This window comes from Paenibacillus liaoningensis, from assembly GCF_059609455.1.
Map to the genome: position 1 here is coordinate 106,515 of NZ_JCAALU010000012.1, position 22,337 is coordinate 128,851.

The 22,337-nt window shown below is 48.7% G+C and carries 16 protein-coding genes and 1 pseudogene; 8 read left to right on the forward strand and 9 right to left on the reverse strand.

Annotated features, from left to right (window positions below; translation table 11 throughout):
- Nucleotides 1–15: 15 nt before the first annotated feature.
- Nucleotides 16–1,461 (reverse strand): PTS mannitol transporter subunit IIBC, encoded by a 1,446-nt coding sequence (locus tag AC6B99_RS19265; protein ID WP_056029680.1) that lies wholly within the window; start codon nt 1,459–1,461, stop codon nt 16–18.
- Nucleotides 1,462–1,965: 504 nt separating this feature from the next.
- On the opposite strand from AC6B99_RS19265, the gene AC6B99_RS19270 reads away from it, so the two are divergent.
- From AC6B99_RS19270 to AC6B99_RS19280, 3 genes and pseudogenes are all read left to right on the forward strand, one after another.
- A complete protein-coding gene (locus AC6B99_RS19270; RefSeq protein WP_496664014.1) occupies nt 1,966–2,787 on the forward strand; it encodes a DUF4183 domain-containing protein in 822 nt (273 codons plus the stop codon).
- A gap of 87 nt (nt 2,788–2,874) precedes the next feature.
- Nucleotides 2,875–3,159: a DUF4183 domain-containing protein gene (locus tag AC6B99_RS19275; RefSeq protein ID WP_494858224.1), complete on the forward strand. Its 285-nt coding sequence runs from the start codon at nt 2,875–2,877 to the stop codon at nt 3,157–3,159.
- 167 nt (nt 3,160–3,326) lie between these two features.
- Nucleotides 3,327–3,722: pseudogene (locus tag AC6B99_RS19280) on the forward strand (BclA C-terminal domain-containing protein); the annotation flags it as partial.
- A 168-nt stretch (nt 3,723–3,890) separates the two neighbouring features.
- Here the strand turns inward: AC6B99_RS19280 and AC6B99_RS19285 are convergent.
- The 3 genes from AC6B99_RS19285 to AC6B99_RS19295 are packed head-to-tail and all read right to left on the reverse strand — an operon-like array spanning nt 3,891 to nt 7,002.
- Nucleotides 3,891–5,537 (reverse strand): CotH kinase family protein, encoded by a 1,647-nt coding sequence (locus tag AC6B99_RS19285; RefSeq protein ID WP_496664015.1) that lies wholly within the window; start codon nt 5,535–5,537, stop codon nt 3,891–3,893.
- 19 nt (nt 5,538–5,556) lie between these two features.
- Entirely contained in the window at nt 5,557–6,285 is a 729-nt protein-coding gene (locus AC6B99_RS19290) for a DUF4956 domain-containing protein (protein ID WP_056029664.1), read from the reverse strand.
- 3 nt (nt 6,286–6,288) lie between these two features.
- Nucleotides 6,289–7,002, reverse strand: coding sequence for a polyphosphate polymerase domain-containing protein (locus tag AC6B99_RS19295; protein WP_099519620.1), 714 nt, complete (start codon nt 7,000–7,002; stop codon nt 6,289–6,291).
- 211 nt (nt 7,003–7,213) lie between these two features.
- Here AC6B99_RS19295 and AC6B99_RS19300 point away from each other — a divergent pair, with 211 nt between their 5' ends.
- The gene (locus AC6B99_RS19300; RefSeq protein ID WP_494878189.1) at nt 7,214–8,479 is read left to right on the forward strand and encodes a metallophosphoesterase; all 1,266 of its coding nucleotides are present in this window, start codon (nt 7,214–7,216) and stop codon (nt 8,477–8,479) included.
- Nucleotides 8,480–8,530: 51 nt separating this feature from the next.
- Here the strand turns inward: AC6B99_RS19300 and AC6B99_RS19305 are convergent, their stop codons facing one another.
- Together AC6B99_RS19305 and AC6B99_RS19310 are read right to left on the reverse strand one after the other, a co-directional pair.
- Nucleotides 8,531–10,063, reverse strand: coding sequence for a sensor histidine kinase (locus AC6B99_RS19305; RefSeq protein ID WP_496664016.1), 1,533 nt, complete (start codon nt 10,061–10,063; stop codon nt 8,531–8,533).
- Entirely contained in the window at nt 10,060–10,743 is a 684-nt protein-coding gene (locus AC6B99_RS19310) for a response regulator transcription factor (RefSeq protein ID WP_056029652.1), read from the reverse strand. Before AC6B99_RS19310 ends, AC6B99_RS19305 begins: the two co-directional genes overlap by 4 nt.
- A 186-nt stretch (nt 10,744–10,929) precedes the next feature.
- Here AC6B99_RS19310 and AC6B99_RS19315 point away from each other — a divergent pair, with 186 nt between their 5' ends.
- Complete coding sequence (locus tag AC6B99_RS19315) at nt 10,930–14,712, forward strand: S-layer homology domain-containing protein (RefSeq protein ID WP_496664071.1); 3,783 nt, start codon at nt 10,930–10,932, stop codon at nt 14,710–14,712.
- 263 nt (nt 14,713–14,975) lie between these two features.
- Complete coding sequence (locus tag AC6B99_RS19320; RefSeq protein ID WP_496664017.1) at nt 14,976–17,459, forward strand: glycosyltransferase family 39 protein; 2,484 nt, start codon at nt 14,976–14,978, stop codon at nt 17,457–17,459.
- Nucleotides 17,460–17,578: 119 nt separating this feature from the next.
- Here the strand turns inward: AC6B99_RS19320 and AC6B99_RS19325 are convergent, their stop codons facing one another.
- Nucleotides 17,579–18,442 carry a VOC family protein gene (locus tag AC6B99_RS19325; RefSeq protein ID WP_496664018.1) on the reverse strand — a complete coding sequence of 288 codons (864 nt, stop codon included), beginning with the start codon at nt 18,440–18,442 and terminating at the stop codon, nt 17,579–17,581.
- A gap of 278 nt (nt 18,443–18,720) precedes the next feature.
- Here AC6B99_RS19325 and AC6B99_RS19330 point away from each other — a divergent pair, with 278 nt between their 5' ends.
- On the forward strand, nt 18,721–18,885 hold the full coding sequence (locus tag AC6B99_RS19330; protein ID WP_155972754.1) for a hypothetical protein: 165 nt from the start codon (nt 18,721–18,723) through the stop codon (nt 18,883–18,885).
- Between the two features lie 181 nt (nt 18,886–19,066).
- Here AC6B99_RS19330 and AC6B99_RS19335 read toward each other — a convergent pair whose 3' ends face one another.
- Nucleotides 19,067–19,843 carry a Cof-type HAD-IIB family hydrolase gene (locus AC6B99_RS19335; RefSeq protein ID WP_056029643.1) on the reverse strand — a complete coding sequence of 259 codons (777 nt, stop codon included), beginning with the start codon at nt 19,841–19,843 and terminating at the stop codon, nt 19,067–19,069.
- Nucleotides 19,844–20,079: 236 nt separating this feature from the next.
- Here AC6B99_RS19335 and AC6B99_RS19340 point away from each other — a divergent pair, with 236 nt between their 5' ends.
- Nucleotides 20,080–21,009 carry a manganese-dependent inorganic pyrophosphatase gene (locus tag AC6B99_RS19340; protein ID WP_494858242.1) on the forward strand — a complete coding sequence of 310 codons (930 nt, stop codon included), beginning with the start codon at nt 20,080–20,082 and terminating at the stop codon, nt 21,007–21,009.
- A 198-nt stretch (nt 21,010–21,207) separates the two neighbouring features.
- On the opposite strand, the gene AC6B99_RS19345 is transcribed toward AC6B99_RS19340, so the two are convergent.
- Nucleotides 21,208–21,693 carry a C40 family peptidase gene (locus tag AC6B99_RS19345; RefSeq protein ID WP_496664019.1) on the reverse strand — a complete coding sequence of 162 codons (486 nt, stop codon included), beginning with the start codon at nt 21,691–21,693 and terminating at the stop codon, nt 21,208–21,210.
- Between the last annotated feature and the right edge of the window lie 644 nt (nt 21,694–22,337).

Consider the following 22,337-nt stretch of genomic DNA (forward strand, 5'->3'; position numbering starts at 1 on the left):
ATATAAGAATTACGCTTAGCTTAATCTGTTAATCAAAGCATCATACTCGGGGCTCTTCAAGAAATCTTCAATGGAGATGTGCTCAGCTCCAGGAACTTTCAGTCGCGCCCGTTCAGTCAGCGATTTATGGGTAATGACGATATCCGCATCAGAAGGGAGATCGTTAATCGCCGTGTTGGTCACCTGTATAGGAAGACCGGCTGCTTTGACTTTCTTTTTCATAATGGAAGCGCCCATTGCACTAGAGCCCATTCCAGCATCGCAAGCAAAAATAATTTTGCTCACATCTTCCTTCGATTTCACTGTGCCAGCAGCTGCGGAAACTGTGCCAGCTTGAGCACCAGCTGTTTCAGCGCCTTTAGAAGAGGCCTTCATATCTTGCATTTTAGTCGTTGCTTCCTCAATATCGCCTTGAGCGTTTTTGCTTGTTTTTAGCAGAAGCGCGCCGATTACGAATGATACTGCCGCCGCGATAACAACACCGCTAATCATGGCAAAGTAGCCGCCCTTAGGCACGAGCGCAAAATAAGCGAGAATACTTCCTGGTGAAGGAGCGGCTGTAAGGCCTGCGCCCAGCAGGGAGAAGGTAAACGTACCAGCCATGCCGCCGCCGATAACCGCAAGAATGAGGCGCGGATTCATGAGGACGTATGGGAAATAAATTTCGTGAATACCGCCGAAAAACTGAATGATGATAGCGCCTGGAGCAGAGCCTTTCGCTGCGCCTTTGCCAAACAGCCAGTAAGCGAGCAGTATACCAAGACCGGGACCTGGGTTAGACTCCAGCATGAACATAATGGATTTGCCAGTAGCCAGCGATTGCTCAAGCCCGATTGGACTTAATATACCGTGGTTAATCGCATTGTTCAGGAACAAAATTTTACCCGGTTCAATTAAAATGTTCGCCAGCGGCAAGAGGCCGTGGTTGATGAGAAATTCTACGCCGGAAGAAATCAGATTGCTGAATGCGGTAACCAGCGGGCCAACGCCTTTGTATGCCCCAATCGAGAGGGCCGCGCCGATGATGCCGGAAGAAAAGTTATTGATAAGCATTTCGAAGCCTGATGGAATTTTACCTTCCAGCGCTTGGTCGAATTTTTTCAAAATCCATGCAGCCAGCGGACCTACGATCATAGCTCCGAGGAACATCGTAATATCCGATCCGAGAATAACGCCCATCGTGACCATGGCTCCGATGACGCCGCCGCGGGTGCCGTGAACCATTTTACCACCTGTATAACCGATCAGGAGCGGAAGCAAATAAGTAATGGTTGGGCCAACAAGCGTTGCCAAATCTTCATTTGGAAACCAGCCGGTCGGAATGAACAGGGTTGTAATAATCCCCCAGGCAATAAATGCGCCGATATTTGGCATAACCATTCCGCTTAGGAATCTGCCGAATTTCTGCACCCCTACCTTTACACCGCCGGATGACGATTGTTGTACTTCTTGACTACTCATGACATGACTCCTCCTCAATGAATTGCGAAGCAATAACAGCTTCGATAGGCGCGGGTATATGAATGAACGAAGCGATCATCACGCGCAATATGTTTTCACCGTTTGTCATGTTACTCCTTACAAACGGGATAATAATCATGTTAATGGATAGCGTTTACAGTCGCAATGAAAGGAAAAGAAGAAAGCGTCATGAGCGCTGTTGACAGTATTTATTTTGGCAGAAATGGAGGGGAATATGCGAATGATTCGCCAATAAATGATCATTTATCTATTGAAAAGGCGAATATTTGAGCATTGAAAGGTGAAAAAAGTCCGTCTATTTTCCGGAGTAATCTGAAATGGTGTTCACAATAAATAAGGTTGCAGAATAGGAAATAAAGAAAAGTAGTCTGACACCTATTTTCAGTAAAATAGATTAACGTCTATATCGTTAGTAGTTAAAAGTCTATACCTTATATAGAGAAATCTCATAATATACAATTGTTGTATAGGGAGGTGTTTAGTTTGTGGAGTGTCAAAATCCATAATAAAAAAGAAATGACTTCAGTAACAAGAAAGCATGCACGTAATAAGAAATGTATCGTCAAAAAAAAGAACATACGTATAACAGATAAACGGAAACTGAAGAGCTCTAATACTGGCCGAAAAAAAGATTTTAAAAAGAAAACAGTTATTGTTTGCCCTTTGAGAAGAAAAAAAGAACGTAAAAAGTTTATTTTATCGAGAAAAAAATTTAAACGTGTTGCTTGTACACAACCGGAAAATATTATAATAGCTCCGGGAGATATACAAGGACCTCCAGGCTCTCAAGGGACGCAAGGCTCTTCAGGCTCGCAAGGACCTCAAGGCTCTTCAGGCTCGCAAGGACCTCAAGGCCCTTCAGGCTCTCAAGGCCCTCAAGGCCCTCCGGGCTTGCAAGGGATTCAAGGCCCTCAAGGACCTTCAGGCTCGCAAGGGATTCAAGGCTCTCCAGGCTTGCAAGGACCTCAGGGCCCACCAGGACCGCCAGGACCTGTCGTCCTTCCTGATATCATTATTTTGCCAAGTGCTCAAAGATATTTTTATATTGTGACCTCAGATATACAGTCCTCTGTAACGATTCCAGCTAATGAATTTACAAATGATGAGGGAACATTAACAACCGCATTTACAGGCATAGGTCAAAATAGCTATAGTAATCTTTACATCAATGGGATATTACAAGAAGGCAGTATATATAGCTTAAATGAAAGTGCCTTGAACATTAATCTAAACAATCAAACTATTTTTTTAGGTACGCCTATTATTATCGAAATCATTCAATTTTTTGCTCAAGTAACCTTATAAAATGTGCGTTTAATCAGATGTTCCGCCCTTCCCTTTAATCTATCTCTGTCATTTACTAATAGAGATTGAAGAAGGGAGGTGATATTAATGGCAATTACAAAACCCTTTATGGCTGCTCGAAGGTTTTCTGCTACAATTGGAGACGGAACAGGTGTCGGCGTTGCATTTAATATTCTTGCAACAGCCACCACCAATGATGCCGGAGTTGCTGCCACAGCTTTTCCAACGGCACCCGCGTATTATAATCTTTATATTAATGCGCAGATTCAAACAGCAGATACTTCAACTGTTACTACCACTGCGATCACCATACCTGGTGGCGATGCACTCGATCCTGCGACACCAATTGTAATCGAATTTGTTGTAAACTAATCATCTTTATGGATGAGATGCCGACAATTATATTGTTTTGGATTGTCGGCATTGTCTTTTTAAATGCTTCTGGGGATATTATTTTCGTACATATCTACTTGAAAAACAAATAAAGGAAGTGGAGATGAATGGCGATTATATACCCTATCATTCCCCCAATAATTTCCGGTGTTATTTATAATTTAGGTGCTCAAACTGTTCCTGTAGAAACGGATGTTATTTTTGATTCAAATGGCATTCTTTCACCTGGAATCACCCATGACCCCGAAACCGCACAAATTGCAGTTAGCAATCCGGGCAAATATGAGGTTGCTTTTTCCGTGTCGTGTGTAGAACCAAACCAATTCGCCCTATTTTTAAACGGCACACTGGTTGCGGGAACTGTTTATGGCTCAGGTGCTGGCACTCAGCAAAACAATGGGCAGGCTATAATTGCTCTAGCGGCTGGTGATGTTCTTACTCTGCGAAATCATAGTTCAGCTGCTGCGGTTGGCCTTCAGACTTTGGCCGGTGGCACACAAACAAACGTAAACGCTTCTGTTGTCATCAAAAAATTAAGTTAGCTCCTAACAATATGGATGAATTGTGAACATCTTGTTTGCATTTTAGATCGAACGGCCGATGTAATGGAAGGAAGTCGAATAAAAAGTTGAGAGCAGCCTTAACAAAAGAAAAGAGCGTAAAAAATCGCTTATCCTGCGATTTTTTTACGCTCCGATTGACAAGGTTGCTTACAGCCTTCTGCGGTTGTAGAAAATAACGAACACACTCGACAAGATTAATATAATTAAGGCGATGCCTGCAGTAATAGCTTCCGAAGCGCTGCCCTGCGGCTGAGTGCTTTGACCGCCGGGACCGCCGCCTCCCATGCCATTGGGCGGTGCCATCATGCCGCCTTGTCCGCCCATACCGCCTTGTCCACCTGGACCTCCGCCGCCAAAGCCGCCACCACCGAAGCCTTGACCGCCTTGCTGCGCACCGTTAGCACCGTCAGTTGGAGGGTTGCCACCTGCTGGATTAGCTCCGTCAGTTGGAGGATTGCCGCCACCAGGGAAACCGCCCCCGCCGCCCATTCCGCCACCACCACCGCCAAAGCCGCTGCTGCCGCTACCGGAACCGTCGCCCGAAGAAGGAATTGTGCCGTCAAGCTGCTGGGTGACGATTGCTACTTGCGAACTTGCAAAGGAGAGCACCGTCGTAATGCCCTGCTCATACTCTTCATAGGAATAGAAGGAAGAAGGGTCTGCTTTTACATAGGGAGAAATCAGCTCGGATATTTCTTTTACTCTGGCTGCGAAAGTATCATCTGCCAAATATCCTTCAATCATTTTTTTGATAATCGCGTGGTACTGTTCTTTGTATTCATCGACTGCCAGCAATTTGGCGATGAGAGGCCGATCCGCCAGTGTGCCGGAAGTCGGTTCATCAATGAGCACGCCCGTGCCGCCAAAGCCGCCGAAGGACATATTGTAATCCCATGGCAAAACCGAGAACAGGCCATCATCCTCATATAAATAGTAGTTATGTTTTTTCTCCGATAAATAGCTGTCCATATTGCCGGCAACTGCGTTTAAGGCAATAAATTTCAGCGCTTCCTGTACGTCAAGAACGCTGTCATAATCCGTACCGTTATTTAATTCATCGAGCATTTTCAGCAAAATATCGTCATTGGACGAAGCGGACTTGAGATCAAGCCCTGTGTAAGCTTTCATCGTCTCCAGCCAGTTAAGCTCGCTGCCATTGCCGCCGTTTGCTTTGTAAAGCGCACCGTAGCTGTTGCCAAAGTTGCGTTCCAAATAGGCATCGCCAATTTGCTCGATCGCTAAATAAAAGCCCCAAAGCTCGCCATTTACATATACATTCACATAGGAATATTTAGGGGTTGGCAAGCCCATTGCTTCGGCAAGCTCATAGGAAAGAAACTCGCGCATATAGGAGGCATCGCTGAAATTATTGTTCAGATTGATTTTGCTAATGCCATTAATCGTCTGATTGACATATTCGTCGAAAGACAGCTTGAAGCTGTAGCGGTCCGAATCAGTCATATTGACGACGCTGCTCAGGCTGAGATTGCCCTTCGTGCGGATGCCGACATTTTTGAAAACTTGGCCGTTGTAATCGACCGTCGCTTCCTTAAATTCCTCTGCGCTGGCGTTGTCCAGCATATTTTGAAAGTCATCTTTGTCCACTGTAATTTTTACATCGATAACCTTGTCCTTGGGAAATACCGTCTCATCCAGCGTCTGCTCCCCGCCTGAGACAACGTTTGTTTCCGTTGTCGTTGGAGTAGAGCCTGTACCATTGGTACAGGCTGTAATGGTGAGAAGCAGAAGGAGGGAGCACAGGCTTAGAAGCAAGGTTGAAGCTTTTGCTTTCATGCCGGAAACCTCCTCATAATTATGATACATAATCCCCGCTGTAGCTGATCAAAACGGCATTTTTGACACCTGATAGCTCGGAAAGCTGGTTAACAAACGCGCCTTCCTGATCACGAAGCCGAATTTCAATCGTCATTTCCACATTGCCGCGCGTAACGGCTTTTTGCTTCACATTGTAACGTTTAACGAGCTTGTTCAGACGGCCGTGAATTTCTTTCTCGGTCGTTTCATTGTCGCAGTTGACGACAAGCAGGTAAGGCTGCTCAACCGAGCCGCCTTTGACAAAGAAGAAGAGAATAAGGCCGACCACGACAGAGCCAATAACAGCGAGCGTATAGAAGCCCGCACCCGATACGATACCGGCAACAGCTGCCCAGAACAGGAAGATCAGGTCGGTCGGATCTTTAATTGGCGTTCTAAAGCGGACGATGGATAATGCGCCGACCATACCGAGCGAGAGCACCAGATTAGAGTTAATCGCGATAATGACCATAGCCGTAACCATCGTCATGCCGATGAGTGAGACGTTGAAGCTTTTGGAATAAAGCACACCGCTGAAAATCCGTTTGTACAGCGTATAGATGAAGAAACCAATCAGAAAAGCTACGCCCAGCGTAATGAGTATTTTCGAAATGCTAATATCGGAAGTAAAGTTGCTCATCACCGAGTTTTTAATAATATCGGCAAAAGAAGTGGACGTTTCCGTCGTTGTAGTTGTTGCGGCAGCTGCTGTAGTCGTCGTCTCCATCGTTTAAAAATCCTCCCAAGTGTTGAATTTAAGATATTTGCGGCAGATCACGTATTTGGATGCCGAGGTACGGTGCAGCCCTTCAAGCTGAAGCGCAGTTTGAATATAAGCCGGCATGTATTCATCGAATTTCACTTCGAGTATCATCCGGTTATCTTCCAGAGCGATGACGGGATCTAGATTCGGGTCAAAAATGTCCAGCGCATGCAGCCCCGTTCGCAAATCCTTGTCGAACGTAATCCGTACATTGCCATTTTCATAAACATAAGGCTCGCGCACATAATCGACGATCACCTTCGGGCGAAGCAGCCGGTACTTCATCTCCTTGTAAATTTCCATAAGCAGCGGCTTATCAGGCCGGTTGAACACTTCATAGTCGCCAGCCATCATCTGGTCGTACATGGCCCGCGTAAGCGGCTCCTTGACTTTGGCGATGTAATCCTTGAATTTGATTTTTTTCTCAAAATGGATGACCTTGTCCTGCGTATTATAAATGCGAATCCGATATTTGCTTCGGTCGCGTACGCCGCCCAGCTTCTCATGCAGCGCTTTATTGTTCACATCGTCGAAGTACAAGCTTCGAATGTGGTATTCGCCCGTATCGCCGACATTGGCGTCCTGCTGCATCATATTTTTTAGCCGCTGCCGGATGATGAAATATTGATGCTGGTTGATGATAAATTTCAGCTCATGCCGGAACTTTAAATTTTGCTGCAAATGACTCCCTCCTTCTCTCTATCAATCGTTCAGCTGTTATGGTGGCTTCGCTAAGCTGTTTGTAAAGCTATTGTAAATTCAGATGCTGATGTGAAAATGAGTGCCCGCTGAAAGATTGCTGAATGCCGGGTGAAAAGTTTGACTTGCTTTGGGCGGGAGCGTTATCGTAAAAGGCAGCACAGGTATGAACTTCACGGGAAAGGAGATTAAGATGAAAAAAGAATGGATATGGATTTTGGCCCTTTGCCTTGTACTATTGCTTGTCGTTGCAGGAATAGAATGGCTGAAATCGGCTGGGACAACAGAGAAGGCGGCTGGGAAGCCTTATGCTATCGTTACGACCTTTAAAGAGGATGCGGCAACGAGCCGCGCTTTCACCTGGTTTACGGATAATCCGCAAGCGGGAACAGTGATTGAATGGATTGAAGGAATGGATGCTGCAAAATTGTCAGGCGAGGGCGAGGGGACGCAGGTCAGTCGTCTTGAGGGGAAGACATCAACGCTGGATACAGGCAATGGCGCAGTAAGAGGGGGGCATAAGCTGGAGCTTACAGGGCTGTCGCCGGGCACAGCCTATACGTACCGTGTGGGCGACGGGAGTGAGAGCGGCTGGAGCGAAGCGTTCCATTTTATGACGCAGGCGCAGGCTGCGGATCCATTTACTTTTATAAATGTGACCGATTCTCAAGGGGTGACGGAGCAGGATTTCGAGCTTTGGGGAAATACGCTGGATCAGGCGTTTAGCACATTTCCTGGCGCGCAGTTTATTGTGCATAACGGCGATTTGACGGAAAATCCGGATGATGAAATCGCGTGGCAAAACTTTTTTGGCAAGGCGCAGCAGTGGGTTACGCGTTTTCCGCTTATGCCTGTGACAGGCAATCATGACGAGGTAGATAATAACGCAGACGAATTCGTCGCTCATTTCAATTTGCCAGCCAATGGAGCGGACGGCTCGATTGAAGGTACAACGTATTCGTACGACTACGGCTCGGCGCACTTCATCATGCTGAACACGGAGTCGAACAAAAAGGAGCAGACCAAGTGGCTGGAGAAGGATTTGGCAGCTACAGACAAACGCTGGATTATCGTATCGGTTCATCGTGGCCCCTATGCCGGTAATCAATACGAGAAAATCGATGATTGGGTTAAGCTGTTTGACAAATATGGGGTTGATCTCGTGCTTCAGGGGCATAACCATGAATATGCAAGATCGTATCCGCTGAAGGATGGCAAGGTGACAGGGGATGGAGATGGTGTCATCAGCACGTCAAGCGGTACCGTCTACGTCGTCACTAACGCAGCGGGGCAGAAGTTTAATGAGATGAAAGAGGATCAATTTTATCATAAGGTTCATTTTCAAAATAATAAGCAAATGTTTGCCGGCATTACGATCGAAGGAGATAAGCTGACATATGAGGCTTATGATGTGGATGGCAATAAGCTGGATGCGTTCGTGCTGCAAAGTGAAAAATAAAACAGGGTGTCCCCGCGGCCAGATTGTGGCCTTGTGGGGCACCCTGTTTGCTTATACATCCGCTAACGGCAGCTTGACGGTGAATGTACTGCCTTCGCCGACGGTGCTGGCCGCCTCAATCGTTCCGCCATGCGCTTCAACGATGGACTGCGTAATTGAAAGCCCGAGGCCTGCTCCGCCGCTTAGGCGGGTGCGGGAAAATTCACTGCGATAAAAACGCTCGAACAAATGGGGGAGATGCTCCGGCTTAATGCCCGCTCCGTTATCGGTAATGGAGATGGCGGCATAGGCTCCGGCTTTTGCGAGCTTAAGCGATATTTTGCCTTGATTGGCGTCGGTATGCTGGACTGCATTTAAAAATAAATTGAGCACCACCTGCTTGAGCTGATCGGGATTGTAGCACCCGCTTAGGCTCACAGCAGCGTCAATCCGCACCTCACGCTGGCCGCCCAAAATATGCAGCTGCGGCTCCAGCTCATGAATGAGATTGCCAAGGTTCGTATCGACCTTAACGAGCTCTGGCGTCTGATCAAGCTTGGCTAGCAGCAGTAAATCTTCTACGAGCTTGTTGATGCGCGTCGATTCAAGCTTCATGCTCGTTAAGGCGCGGTGCAGCTGCTCCGGATTTGAAGCGGCTCCGCGCAGCAGCACCTCCAGAAACCCATGGATGGAAGTGAGCGGCGTCCGCAGCTCGTGCGAAGCGTCAGCAACAAAGCGCCGCATTCGCTCCGTCGTCTGCCGCTCCGTCTCGAAGGAGCTTTCCAGCCGACCGAGCATGCCGTTGAACGCTTCGGAAAGCAGATCGATTTCCTGCTGTCCTTGCGATATAGGCAATCGCTCGGTGAGATTAATGGCGTCGGTGCGCTGTGCGGCCTTCACGATGCGCGACAGCGGTGCGAGCGTCTTGCGCAGCAGTGGCAAATAAAGCGATAAGCCACCGGCCAAGGCAACAATAGACAGCCCGGCGAAAATAGCTAGCTGCGATGCAAGCACCGTTTGCAGCAAATCGGTGTCGTTGCCTGCTTGAATGAGTCCATCTGGCGAATTCGGCGGTCCGGCCAGCCGAAAGACGACAAGCTGCTGGGCGCCTTCGCTATTGCTGAGCAGCTGATAACCGCCGTCGCGATGCTTTTTCAAATCCTCAAAAATCTTCATGTATTCCGCTTTGCTTAGCTCTGGTGTCCACGTTTCACTGCTAGTTGTTAATACGGTTCGTTCTCCTGTGCTGTTCACATAGGCAAGAGATAGGCCTGGCTGAGTAATCGTAGGCATATTGTTTGGGCCTTCCTGCGAAGGCGGAGGTGAAGATGTGGAATCATCCGATGCCATCTCGCCGTTATTGGGCGATTTTCTCGGGAAAGCGGGTTTGCCGTCCGAATGCCACTGGGGAGGCATCGCCTGAATTTGCGCTTCCAAAGCCTCGGCTCGATTATTATATATAAAGTCCTTCATTAAAACATATTGCAGCGTTCCAATTAACAGAAGCAGCCCTGCCAGTACGAACAGCGAACGGCTAAGCAGCTGATAGCGCAGCGATTCGGGCTTTAGTAGGCGAAGCAGCAGCGGAGCTTTGCGGTCCGTCATGGCAAATCCATGCGATAGCCAGAGCCGCGCAGCGTGCGAATAAGCCGGTGCTCCTTGTCCTGCAGCTTCTCGCGCAGCGAACGAATGTACACCTCAACGATATTTTCCTCGCCGCCAAAATGATAGCCCCATACTTTGTCCAAAATAAGCGCCTTGCTCAGCACAATGCCGTTGTTCATTACAATAAATTTCAGCAGCTCATATTCGGTAGGCGACAGCTCCAGCACTTGATCCATGTAGGATAGCTCCTTGCGCAAATCGTCGATGCGGAACGGGCCGTATACGACTTCCCCGAGCAAATTCGGAAATTGATTGCGTAGCCTTGCTTGAATGCGGGCAAGCAATTCCTCAAAGCTGAATGGCTTAATGACATAATCGTCAGCACCAATGCGCAGCCCTTTCACGCGATCCTGCGTTTCATCTTTGGCAGTCAGCATAATAATGGCGATATTATCGCCCGTTGCTTTAAGCGCCTGGCAAACCTCAAAGCCGTTCATGCCCGGCATCATCACATCCAAAATGACTACATGGGGCCTAAAGTCGCTAGCGACCATAATCGCTTCCTCGCCATTGCTGGCTGTTCGAACATCCGCGCCTTCATTCAGCAAGCCAAGCTCCAAAAACTGCACGATATGCGGCTCGTCATCAACAAGCAGCAGCTTAATTCCTTTTACCGACATTTTATCATCTCCAGTTTTGCAAACGGTTGCTTCTCAACACGGGCGATCTCATGAAAAAGTCTACCATGTTTGCAAATCTTGTTCAAACCTAGGACAGCCCTGCGGTTAGAGCGGTCTTTTAAGTGTTTGTTAAGTGGGTTTTTGTAGAATGTAGTCGATTATAGTCGAAGGAGACGATCAATAGTGATGAATAGGGGATACGTCAAGCATTTTTCAACAAAGTTATGGATATGGAGCGTAATCATCTCAATGGTTGTGCTTCCTGTATCAGGAGTTTCAGCGCAAGCCGAAACGTGGAGTCAGTATGCGAAGCTTGGTATAACGATGAATGACCAGCTAGGTTCTTTTGATCTACCCGTTAGCGTTTCGGTATATGGCAGCGGAAGTGGAAGTGTATACGTGGCCGATTTTAACAACCATCGCATCCAGAAGCTGGATGTTTCTACGGGGGAATGGAGCGAGTGGAAGAAAAGGGGCGGTGGCTCGGGAAGCGAACTAGGAGAGTTTAAAAACCCGTCAGGCGTTGCAGTAGATGGCAGTGGAAATGTATATATAGCGGATATGGGCAACCATCGCATCCAGAAGCTGGATGCTGCTACGAATACGTGGAGCGCATGGTCGAAGGCTGGCGGAAGCTCAGGAAGCGGTTTAGGGGAATTTAAATCGCCTAGAGGCGTAGACGTTGACCTTAACGGGAACGTGTATGTAGCCGATACCGACAACCATCGCATCCAGAAGCTGGATGTTTCTACGAATACGTGGAGCGAGTGGAAGAGGAGCGGCGGAGGCTCGGGAACTAGCCTGGGAGAGTTTAATTTTCCTAGAGGCGTCGCGGTAGACGAGGGTGGTAATGTCTATGTAGCCGACTCTCGCAACAACCGCATCCAGAAGCTGGATTTCTCGACGGTGTCATCGGGCGAGTGGAAGCTGATCGGCGGCACGCTTGGGAGCAGTCTGGGCCAGTTTAAAAATTTGTCCGATGTCACCCTTGATCATAGCGGGAATATTTACGTAGCCGATACGGGAAATCACCGGATTCAGAAGCTTGATGTTTCTACAAATTCGTGGAGCGAGTGGAAGAAGAGCGGCGGAGGCTTGGGAAGCCAGTTAGGCGAGTTTAGGAGTCCATTCGGCGTAGCGGTAGACGAAAGCGGCGATGTGTATGTAGCCGATAGCGAAAATCACCGGATTCAGAAGCTGGATAGACTGGCGGACTCTTGGAGCAACTGGGGTTATATGGGGGCGATTGCAGGCGATGGCCTCGGCGAATTTGATGGTGTAACAGGAATCGCGATAGATGATGAAGGCGATGTGTACGCGGCCGACTATGAAAACCATCGCATTCAGAAACTCGATGCGATTACGGGCAGTTGGAGCGCGTGGGGGAAAATAGACGGAAGCTCGGGTACCGGCCTGGGCGAGTTTGAAAATCCGACTGGCGTAGCTGTTGATGGCAATGGAAACGTTTATGTCGCTGATCGTAACAATCACCGGATACAGAAGCTGGATGCAGGTACGGGAACGTGGGGGGCATGGGGAAAAGCAGGAGGCGGCCAAGGAAGTGGCTCTGGGGAATTTGCATACCCTTCCAGCGTTGCAGTAGACAGTGAGGGTAACGTCTATGTCGCCGATACGAACAACTTTCGCATTCAAATGCTGGAGGCTTCAACCGGAACATGGAAGACTGTAGGCGGAGGAAACGGAAGAAGCGAGATAGGCGAGTTTAATTATCCGACTGGTGTTGCGGTAGACAGCAGCAACAATATTTACGTAGCCGATACAGATAACCATCGCATTCAGAAGCTGGACATCTCCAAAGGCGAATGGGAGGAAATCGGCAACGGAGAAGGAAGCGGCTTGGGCGAGTTCAACGAGCCATACGGATTGACGGTAGACATTAATGGGGATATTTACGTTGCGGACTTGGGCAATCATCGCATTCAGAAGCTGAATATAGCGGATGGAATGTGGATTGAGTGGTCAAAGAGCGGGGGCGGGGAAGGAAGCGGCCTTGGCGAGTTTAGCAGTCCGACCGGTGTGGCGGTTTACCACAATGAAATTATATATGTGGCTGATTTCGGCAATAATCGTATTCAAAAATGGGATTATGCTGCTCCGAGCGCTCCTATTAGCGTTGCAGCAACCGCAGGCAACGGAGAAGCGACGATAAGCTTCACTATGCCTGCCAATGATAGGGGCGGCGAAATTACGGGCTACACGGTAACGGCTAATCCAGGAGGCCTGATAGCGACCGGCTCGGATAGTCCGATCAAAATGACCGGTTTGACGAATGGTCAATTCTACACGTTTACCGTTATTGCATCGAATAGAAGCGGAGATTCACCTTCCTCGGCGGCATCGAATGCCGTTACGCCAATGACACATCCGGACGAACCGACCGGTGTGACAGCGACGGCAGGCAATGGAGAAGCGACGGTAAGTTTCATTCCGCCTTCCAGCGATGGAGGCAGCGCTATTACGGGCTACACGGTAACGTCTAATCCAGGGGGAGTGACAGCGAGCGGTACGGGCAGCCCCATTAAGGTTACAGGCTTAACAAATGACACAGCGTACACCTTTACCGTAATCGCGATTAATGAAGTGGGCAATAGCGCGGCTTCTACTGCGTCCGTTGCTGTAACACCGGTAAGTCCTCCCAATAACAACGGCGGAGGAAGCACGCCGTCGCAGCCGGCACCTTCAACGGCGCCGGAAGCCGGCCCATCTGACCGTTTCGTTCTTATTAATGGTAAATCGCAGAACTTGGGATCGGCGAAAGTAACGAAGGTTGATTCCCAGAGCGTAACAACGATTACCGTTGATCAGAAAAAGCTGGAAAGCCTGCTTGCAGCAGAGGCTCATTCGGCGGTCGTAACGATACAGTCGAAAGCCAATTCCGATGTTATTATCGCAGAGCTTAATGGGCAAATTATTCATGAAATGGAATCGAGGCAGGCGGTTCTGGAGCTGCAAACGGATAAAGCGATTTATCGTTTACCAGCGCTGCAGATCAATATCGGAGCCATTGCAGATCAATTTGGCAAGTCGATTGCCTTGCAGGATATTCGCTTTCAGATCGAAATTGCTGTGCCCAAAGAGCCGCTTAAGTGGACTCACGATGAGTCTGCTGGAGCAAAGATAGCCTTTGTCGTTCCACAGCTGGACTTTAGTGTAAGAGCCATATATTTGAACGAGAGCATCAATGTGAGTGAGTTCGATGCTTACGTAGAACGCAGTATTGCAATTCCTGCAGGTGTGGATACGAGCAAAATTACGACTGGGGTTGTAATTGAAACGGACGGAACGCTGCGCCACGTCCCAACGAAAATAGTGTTACGCGATGGAGTTTCTTATGCTAAGGTGAGCAGCTTGACGAACAGTGTCTATTCCTTAATCTGGCACCCGCTCGCGTTCAAGGATGTAGAGGGACACTGGGCAAAACAAGCGGTTAACGATATGGGCTCGCGCCTGATCGTTAAAGGGGACGCGAACGGCATGTTTAATCCCAATCAAGAGGTAACCCGAGCGGAGTTCGCGGCGATTCTGATCCGTGCTCTGGGCTTGCAGCCCAAAATGCAGGGGACGAGCTTCGTCGATGTTGCTCCGAACAGCTGGTTCGCGGGAGATTTGGGCACAGCATCCCACTATCGCTTAATCAGTGGCTTCGGGGATGGGACGATGCGTCCGAACGATAAAATGACGCGTGAGCAAGCGATGACCCTTCTAGCCCGAGCGATGCTGCTAACGAAATTGAAGGAGAAAACATCACCAGCTGCAGGGCAAGCGCTGGATGCTTTCACCGACAATGGTGCGGTATCGAGCTGGGCCAAGGAAGGCATTATCGACAGCTTGAGCTATGGATTAGTAACAGGACGAAAGGGGAATGAACTTGCTCCGGGCGCTTTCATTACCCGTGCGGAAGTGGCTGTTCTCGTTCAGAAGCTGTTGAGCAAATCGGATTTAATCTAGATAAATCGTTATTTTTCAATAAAGAAGACTCAAGCTCCACTGGCGGTGGTTCTTGAGTCTTCTTTGTTTGAACATTGGCATTCCACTCAGGGCGAACGACTATAACCTTTTTTCGCTGGACCTCAGCCTTACTTTTATTGCTCCATTTGTATCGTTTCTGTTTTTTAAGCTCAATTTCAGGTTTGCTTCATTCGATTTTCAGGGAAAAGGCGCACAATCTCTCATAGTGAAGCAAGAGACGGAAGCGAAAGGGCGGCTGAGCCATGGCAGTAATAAAAAAACAGCGCATGGATGCAATATTAATGGTATGTATCCTCGTATCGGCATTTTTGAATGGATTTTTAATCTGGACAGATGACCATGTCAATACGTATTACACGACTACGGTCGCAAGTATGCTGCAAAGCTTCCACAATTTTTTCTTTGCAACCGTAGATTCTGGAGGCTTCGTAACCGTTGACAAGCCGCCGGTCACGTTCTGGGTGCAGACGGCTTTTGCCTATGTGCTGGGTCTGCATGGCTGGAGCGTGATTTTGCCCCAAGCGTTAGCAGGTATTGGCTCGACGATTTTGCTGTATGTGCTGCTCAAACCGTCCTTTGGCCTTGCGGCAGCACGGATCGGAGCAGCAGCGATGGCAACGATGCCGGTTGCGGTTGCCGTGAGCCGGACGAATAATATCGATAGCATGCTCGTTTTTACGCTGCTGCTTGCCGTATGGCTGTTATTCCGTGGAACGAAGCAGGGCAAGGCGCTTTGGCTGATAGGCGCTTTTGCCGTCATAGGTGTTGGATTTAATATGAAAATGATGGAAGCCTACATGGTGCTTCCGGCGTTTTATTTATTTGCTTTAATGGCGTGGAAGGGCAAATGGTTTAAAAAAATCAGCCTGCTGGCAGGAGCGACCGCTATTATGCTCGTGATTTCCTTATCCTGGGCGGTAACAGTTGATTCTATATCCACAGATAGTCGTCCCTATGTGGGCAGCAGCCAGACAAACTCTGTGTTGGAGCTAGCTTTCGGGTATAACGGACTTTCAAGGCTGACTGGAAATCGTGGAGGCGGTTCCGGCTCGATGATGGGGCCGCAGCAGCTTCCGGCGGTTGGAAATACAGATTTTGCCCAGACGAATATTGTAAATAGCTGGTTCAGCGGCGATGTGCCAGGCGGGAACCGCAGCATTGCGGCTGTAGAGCAGGATGGGCAGGGGGCGAGCGTCGATGGTGGCAGCCGCCGTGGCGGAAGCAGCCAGGGCGCGGATAGCAATAACAATAATGGCGGCGGGACTGGTGGGCTCCCAGGAGGTGCCGGGGGAGATGCTGGAGCCGGCGGTTTTAACGGCGGTCCAGGTGGGGGAATGGACGGCATGGGTGGTCGCGGCGGCTTTGGCGGCGGTGGCTCAGGCGGCATGTTTGGAACAGGAACAGCAGGGCCGCTTCGATTATTCCAAGCCGAGCTGTCCGGTCAAGCAAGCTGGTTTTTGCCTTTTGTATTTGTAGGCTGCGTGGGTTTGCTGGCTAGCATTCGCAGACGGAATATGACGATGAAGCATAAGGAGGCGTTGTTCTGGCTGGCGTGGCTGGTACCGGTTATGGCCTTTTTCAGCGTCGCAGGTTTTTTTCATCAATATTATTTAATTATGATGGGCCCCCCGATTGCCGCACTGCTTGGAGCAGGCTGGAGTGAGCTATGGAGACAATATCGCAGCAAAGCGGGCTGGGTAAGCTGGCTGCTGCCGCTCGGTATTGCCGCAACAGCGGGGTTCGAATGGTATATTATGCATCCATTTGACGCGACAATTGGCAGCGGGTGGTCGCTTGCCGTGCTAGTTGGCGGAATGGCAGCAAGTTTGCTGCTCATTGGCTGGCGGATAGCGAAGCAGAAGCAGGCGAAGTCATTAATACGGCATAGTAGTGGTGGCACGGAAGGGGAAGAAGCAGGGGCAGATGCTGGCGCAGATAACGAGCTGTATGGCGGCAAGCTGCCGTATGAGCATGGCGGATATTTGACAGCGAATGCTGGCGTTCAAAACGGAAAGCATGCGGCGAGCCGCCAAAAAATTTGGCAGCAGCCAGCCGTGAACCTGATTGCGCTGCTCGGGCTGCTTGTGCTGTTCATTGGCCCGGCTTACTGGGCGGCGACGCCTATCGTATACGGGCAGAGCAGCCAGCTGCCGGAGGCAGGGCCTGATCAGACGAATGCCTCTTCCCGCGATGAGCCGCTCAATGAAGCAGCGCTTGCTTTTTTGAAGGCGCACAATACAGGCGAGAGGTACCTGTTTGCGACGAACAGCTATTCGACCGCAGCGCCGTATATTATCGATTCCGGTGAAAATGTCATTATACTCGGCGGTTATTCCGGCTCCGATCCCGTTCTGTCTGTAGACCGGCTGAAGGCGCTCGTGGCCGCAGGGGAATTGAAATATTTTCTCGTTTCGCAAGGCGGGCGCGGGGGCAGCAATAATAATGAGCTGACGCAGTGGATTACTTCCCATGGCAAGCAGGTTGAATCCAGCGAATGGCAGACGACAGCTGGAGGCGGAAATGCGGTGAATAACAGCGATACAGCTAGCAATAATAGTGGTGGCTTCAACAGCAGTAATTCTAGCGCTGGAATTGGCGGAAGTAGTAACGGATTTTTCACGAATCGAAATAGTGACAACAGCTTCCGCGGCTTTGGCGGAGGCGGCAGCAATATAACGATTTATGAGGTAACGCCGGAATCTGCACTTTTGAGCGACAGCGAATAAGTATGGCTCTTATATTGAAATGGAGCCAACTGCTCCAGTTGAAAAAGCATAAAAGCCACGCAATACCACATGCCAGTGGTTTTGCGTGGCTTTTGCTATAGCTGCTGCTTGCTGGCCTATTATTCCGCCACTGCAAGCTTAATCCGAATGCTGGAAGGATCGGTTGCAAAAATAATGCCGTCTGATTCGTCAAGTGCTGCTCCCGCCTCACGAAGCCTGCTTATAGCTGTATCCCGTTCCGCTTGATTCGGATAGACGATGGTGAAGTAGTCCAGCCCAGTAGTATTGGGGGCTGGTGCAGGGGCGTCAATGCCGGCCCAAATGTTAAGCCCGATATGATGGTGGTAGCCTCCGGCTGAGACGAACAACGCTTTGAAATCGGTGTAGTCGCCTACGATATCAAAGCCGAGCAGCTCATTGTAAAAGGCGCGGGCAGCCGGAATGCCATTAATATGCAGATGAATATGCCCGATGATTGTGCCGGGCGGCAGTAGCGTAGCGGCATCCGGATCGGCAGCGGCAAGAAGTCCGTCCCAATCGACGGGGTTGCTAGCCATAACGTAATCGCCATTGTCTTCTTTTTTCCATTCCGAGCGTGGTCTGTCTGCATAAATTTCAATGCCATTATTGTCAGGGTCCGTGATATACAGCGCTTCACTGACGAGGTGATCGGCTTGACCGATATGAATGCCGGAGGCGATTAGCCGGGCGAGTGCTGCGCCGAGCGCTTCACGATTAGGCAGTAGCAGGGCGTAGTGGTAAAGGCCAGTCGTCGTTCTGCGTTCGGAGACGATGGCATTTGGAATCTCTTCCAGCTCAAGAAGTGTATGGACGCCGTCTGCCGTAAGGCGGGCAACGTTGTCTCGCTGCTCAAGCACCTGCAAGCCAACAACCTCTTGATAAAATGGCAGCGAACGTTTCATATCGCTAATGTTCAGCTTTGCTGTCCCAAGTACAGTATCGGCATTTATGCTGTAGGTCATGTGCAATTCCTCCTGTGCTAAGTTGATTACTATTTGTAACTAACTATATTTTATGAACTAACTTTTGTCAAGTTTAATGTCAATTTGAAACTCAATGTCAAATATGACGTATTATTGACTAATTGATGGTGAACTGTGGTTCTAATGTCACATATATGTTAGAGTAGTGATAAGGCCTCTTGAACAAAGAGGCCTTAATGATTAGAAGGAGGAAGAAAGCATGGTAATACGGCATGGATTAGAGCTTCATAAAACGCATACAGGAGGCGAAATTTATTATGAACCTTAGTGGTGGGGATCACAGAAGAACACGTTCCAGCAACCCTTTTTTGTATTTGTTTTTCAAATGGATTTCTTTAACCTCATCGGCAGTTATTGTGCTGCTGTCCTTGTGGTGGCTCATTCAATTTTTGTTTCAAAGCACCGTAGCAGAAGAGCAATAAGCGGAAAAAAGGCCAGTACGTTTTGCCAGGCTGACCTGCGTGAGCATGTCTAACATTAGGAAAGTGATTGGCTGAACGTAAACGGCAGCTAATTCCAAATATATTAAAAGAGGTACAGCTAACGCTTGGAACCGTTAGCTGTACCTCTTTATTTTTTAATGAAATGGCTATGTTTGAGATATTACTTCAACAAGCCGGCGTGACGCAAGCCACCCCGAATGCCATTTTCACTCACATGAGTCGTTACGTAATCAGCGAAGGGCAGCAGCTCCGGATGGGAGTTGCCCATGGCGATGCCTAGTCCGACAGTTTCGAGCATTTCCTTGTCATTTAGTCCGTCACCGAAGGCAAGTGCTTCCTGCGCCGTCAGTCCCAAATGCTCAAGCAGCGCGGCAATGCCAAGCGCCTTGGAGCCATCATTCGTAAGCACGTCCATCGCGAACGGATGCCAGCGAATATAGCGCAAGCCTGGGATGACGTCTGTATACAGATGCTCATCCTGCGGCTCGCAGTGAAGAAAAATTTGATAAATGTCCGCTTTTTCCCAATAGCTTGGATCGAAGCCCGGCTGCGCTACGCGCAGTGATGTCACGGAATCGAACACCTGCGGATGCGCTTCAGCGTTGGAGAAAAATGCGTCATGGCCTTCAAAGACGAGGGAATGGTTATGAAGTCCGGCATGCTCAACAAGCGCCTTGACATCTGTGCGAGGAATGGGATTGTGGTATACGGGAACGCCATTGTACACGACGTAAGCGCCGTTCAGGCTGACGAAGGAGTTAATCGCAAGCTTCTCTGCAATATCCTTGAAAAAATAAGGCGCGCGTCCCGTTGCAATGACAGCCTCGACGCCCTGCTCCTGAATTTCACGAATCGCATCAATCGTATCTTGGGGAATTTGTTTTTCTTCATCTAATAATGTGCCATCAATATCAAAAAAAGCAATTTTATAACTCATCTTTTGTAGGTCTCCTGTTCTGTCTAGTTGATGTTGTAACTCGGCAGCCAAATGTTCTATACCCCTTATACCATTCGCTTCTGTCTTTAAGCAAGCTTATTTGAGGATTGTTTGCAAAAATCTCTGTAAGGGCATAGGTATATACTTCATTATATTATATAATCAAATGTGTGAAAAACTTATTGGGAAATGCGGACTGCCGCAATCCCAAATACAAGAACTAAGGAGACAGTAAAATGGCAAAAACATTTATTTTCGGGCATAAAAATCCGGATACGGATACAATCTGTTCTGCGATCGCATATGCTGATTTGAAGGCTAAGCTGGGCTTTGAGGTTGAAGCGGTTCGTTTGGGTGAAATTAGCGGAGAAACGCAATACGCGCTGACTCATTTCAAGGCTGAGGCGCCGCGTCTTGTAGAAACGGTAGCCAATGAAGTAGAGACCGTTATTCTTGTTGACCACAATGAGCGTCAGCAAAGCGCAGCAGATATCGACCAAGTTCGCGTGCTGGAAGTTATCGACCACCACCGTATTGCGAATTTTGAGACAAGCCACCCGCTATACTATCGCGCTGAGCCTGTAGGCTGCACAGCTACGATTTTGAATAAATTGTACAAAGAAAACGGCGTAGCTATCGAGCCGCAAATCGCAGGTCTAATGCTGTCCGCAATCATTTCCGACTCCTTGCTGTTCAAATCGCCAACTTGCACCGAGCAAGATGTAGCGGCTGCTAAGGAGCTTGCTGCTATCGCTGGGGTTGATACAGATGCATACGGTCTGGAAATGCTGAAAGCAGGAGCAGACGTGCGCGACAAATCGATCGCTCAGCTGCTTTCGCTGGATGCGAAAGAATTCCAAATGGGCAGCAGCAAAGTAGAAATCGCGCAAGTTAATGCGGTTGACACAAACGATGTACTGGTTCGCCAAGCGGATCTGGAAACAGCGATTAACGCTATTATTTCGGAAAAAGGCTTGGACCTGTTCCTATTCGTCGTAACTGACATTTTGAACAGCGATTCCGTAGCGCTTGCTATCGGCAGCGCAGCAGGCGCAGTTGAGAAAGCCTACAATGTAACGCTGGCTGACAACAAAGCCGTTCTGAAGGGCGTAGTATCCCGCAAATCGCAAATCGTTCCTGTATTGACAGAAACGCTTAGCAAATAAGTGTGAATGACGCATGGCCGCCCTCTGAATCAGCCTGATGCTGGAGAAGGGGCGGCCTTTTTTTATTTGGAGGAGCATTAGAAATACAAGGATAAGCAAAAACGTCCTGAACGAATTAGCGTTCAGGACGTTTTTGCTTATATAGGAGTTCAATTGTAGAATGCTATAGCTGCGTTGTAACGTGTTGAAAGGTTGGGCCTAGGATTTCAATACGCGTCGTGCTGTCACGTAGCGCTTATGCCAGTATGACTCGCCAAGGCTGCTGATCGTCACGCCCGTGCTCGTGGCGCTGTGCAAAATTTTGTTATTTCCCGCATAGATAGCTACATGGCTAATGCCTCTGCCGCTCGTATTAAAGAAAACAAGATCGCCTACACTAAGGTTTTCCTTAGTCACTTTGGCTCCAATGGATGCTTGGGAGGAGCTGCTGCGTGGCAGCGAAACGCCCATGGCATCGAATATGTATTGGGTAAAGGAAGAGCAGTCAAAAGCGTATGTAATGCCTGCTGGGGCTCCATATTTATAGGGGGTTCCGATAAACTCCTTGCCGGAGTCGATTAATTGTAGGGAAGTTTCAGTTGCGGCATGTGCCTGGTTGCCGGCAGCGAAGGTGAAGGCTGTCAAACCAATACTTGCGCATAAGCTCAATTTGATGACGGAGCGAAAAAAGTTTCTCTTAATCATTATGGTGTGATTCCTTTCGTTGTACGATTCGTTTTGGCTAAAAACACTATACCACACCGAAAAATGAGCCTTTTCTCATGATGAGAGCGCAAAGGAAGGGGAAATCATGTTGTTTGGTGTTTATGAGAAGTTAATGAGAATTTATTCATTTATGTTTGAAACGTAAATGGGGGGTGTATGGGGCGCTGCGCTGCGTGATGGGGTTGGGGCTCGATCGCCATTAGCCTTGGATTTCTATGCAGTTATTTCCACCCTATAGGTAGAAATCCAACGCTAAAAGCGAACGCTCCGCTTCTCACTCCCCACCCCTTCACTCCGCTCCGCTTCCCCACCCCCCACTTAAAATTTCAAACCCTAAACCCGAATGGCAAAGATAAGAAAACACGAAGAGCAAAAACGTAAAAGCCAAAAGGCAAAGCCCAAAGTCCAAACCCAAAAGCCAAAAGCCAAAAGCCAAAACCCAAAACCCAAAACCCAAAACCCAAAACCCAAAACCCAAAACCCAAAACCCAAAACCCAAAACCCAAAACCCAAAACCGCTTCATACTCTCCGTTTTGGATTTCATTTATAAAAAAACAATTGACTTGGTGGACACAGGAGCCGCTATTTCAATAGAAATACCGGTTATGAGACAGGCAGCGGA

What these genes read in the sequence shown, in the direction of transcription:
- AC6B99_RS19300 (WP_494878189.1), top strand. Translation starts at nt 7,214, where the DNA reads ATGAAAAAAGAATGGATATGGATTTTGGCCCTTTGCCTTGTACTATTG.
- AC6B99_RS19275 (WP_494858224.1), top strand. Translation starts at nt 2,875, where the DNA reads ATGGCAATTACAAAACCCTTTATGGCTGCTCGAAGGTTTTCTGCTACA.
- AC6B99_RS19285 (WP_496664015.1), bottom strand. Translation starts at nt 5,537, where the DNA reads ATGAAAGCAAAAGCTTCAACCTTGCTTCTAAGCCTGTGCTCCCTCCTT.
- AC6B99_RS19320 (WP_496664017.1), top strand. Translation starts at nt 14,976, where the DNA reads ATGGCAGTAATAAAAAAACAGCGCATGGATGCAATATTAATGGTATGT.
- AC6B99_RS19315 (WP_496664071.1), top strand. Translation starts at nt 10,930, where the DNA reads ATGAATAGGGGATACGTCAAGCATTTTTCAACAAAGTTATGGATATGG.
- AC6B99_RS19265 (WP_056029680.1), bottom strand. Translation starts at nt 1,461, where the DNA reads ATGAGTAGTCAAGAAGTACAACAATCGTCATCCGGCGGTGTAAAGGTA.
- AC6B99_RS19305 (WP_496664016.1), bottom strand. Translation starts at nt 10,063, where the DNA reads ATGACGGACCGCAAAGCTCCGCTGCTGCTTCGCCTACTAAAGCCCGAA.
- AC6B99_RS19335 (WP_056029643.1), bottom strand. Translation starts at nt 19,843, where the DNA reads ATGAGTTATAAAATTGCTTTTTTTGATATTGATGGCACATTATTAGAT.
- AC6B99_RS19330 (WP_155972754.1), top strand. Translation starts at nt 18,721, where the DNA reads ATGAACCTTAGTGGTGGGGATCACAGAAGAACACGTTCCAGCAACCCT.
- AC6B99_RS19310 (WP_056029652.1), bottom strand. Translation starts at nt 10,743, where the DNA reads ATGTCGGTAAAAGGAATTAAGCTGCTGCTTGTTGATGACGAGCCGCAT.
- AC6B99_RS19290 (WP_056029664.1), bottom strand. Translation starts at nt 6,285, where the DNA reads ATGGAGACGACGACTACAGCAGCTGCCGCAACAACTACAACGACGGAA.
- AC6B99_RS19345 (WP_496664019.1), bottom strand. Translation starts at nt 21,693, where the DNA reads ATGATTAAGAGAAACTTTTTTCGCTCCGTCATCAAATTGAGCTTATGC.
- AC6B99_RS19340 (WP_494858242.1), top strand. Translation starts at nt 20,080, where the DNA reads ATGGCAAAAACATTTATTTTCGGGCATAAAAATCCGGATACGGATACA.
- AC6B99_RS19325 (WP_496664018.1), bottom strand. Translation starts at nt 18,442, where the DNA reads ATGACCTACAGCATAAATGCCGATACTGTACTTGGGACAGCAAAGCTG.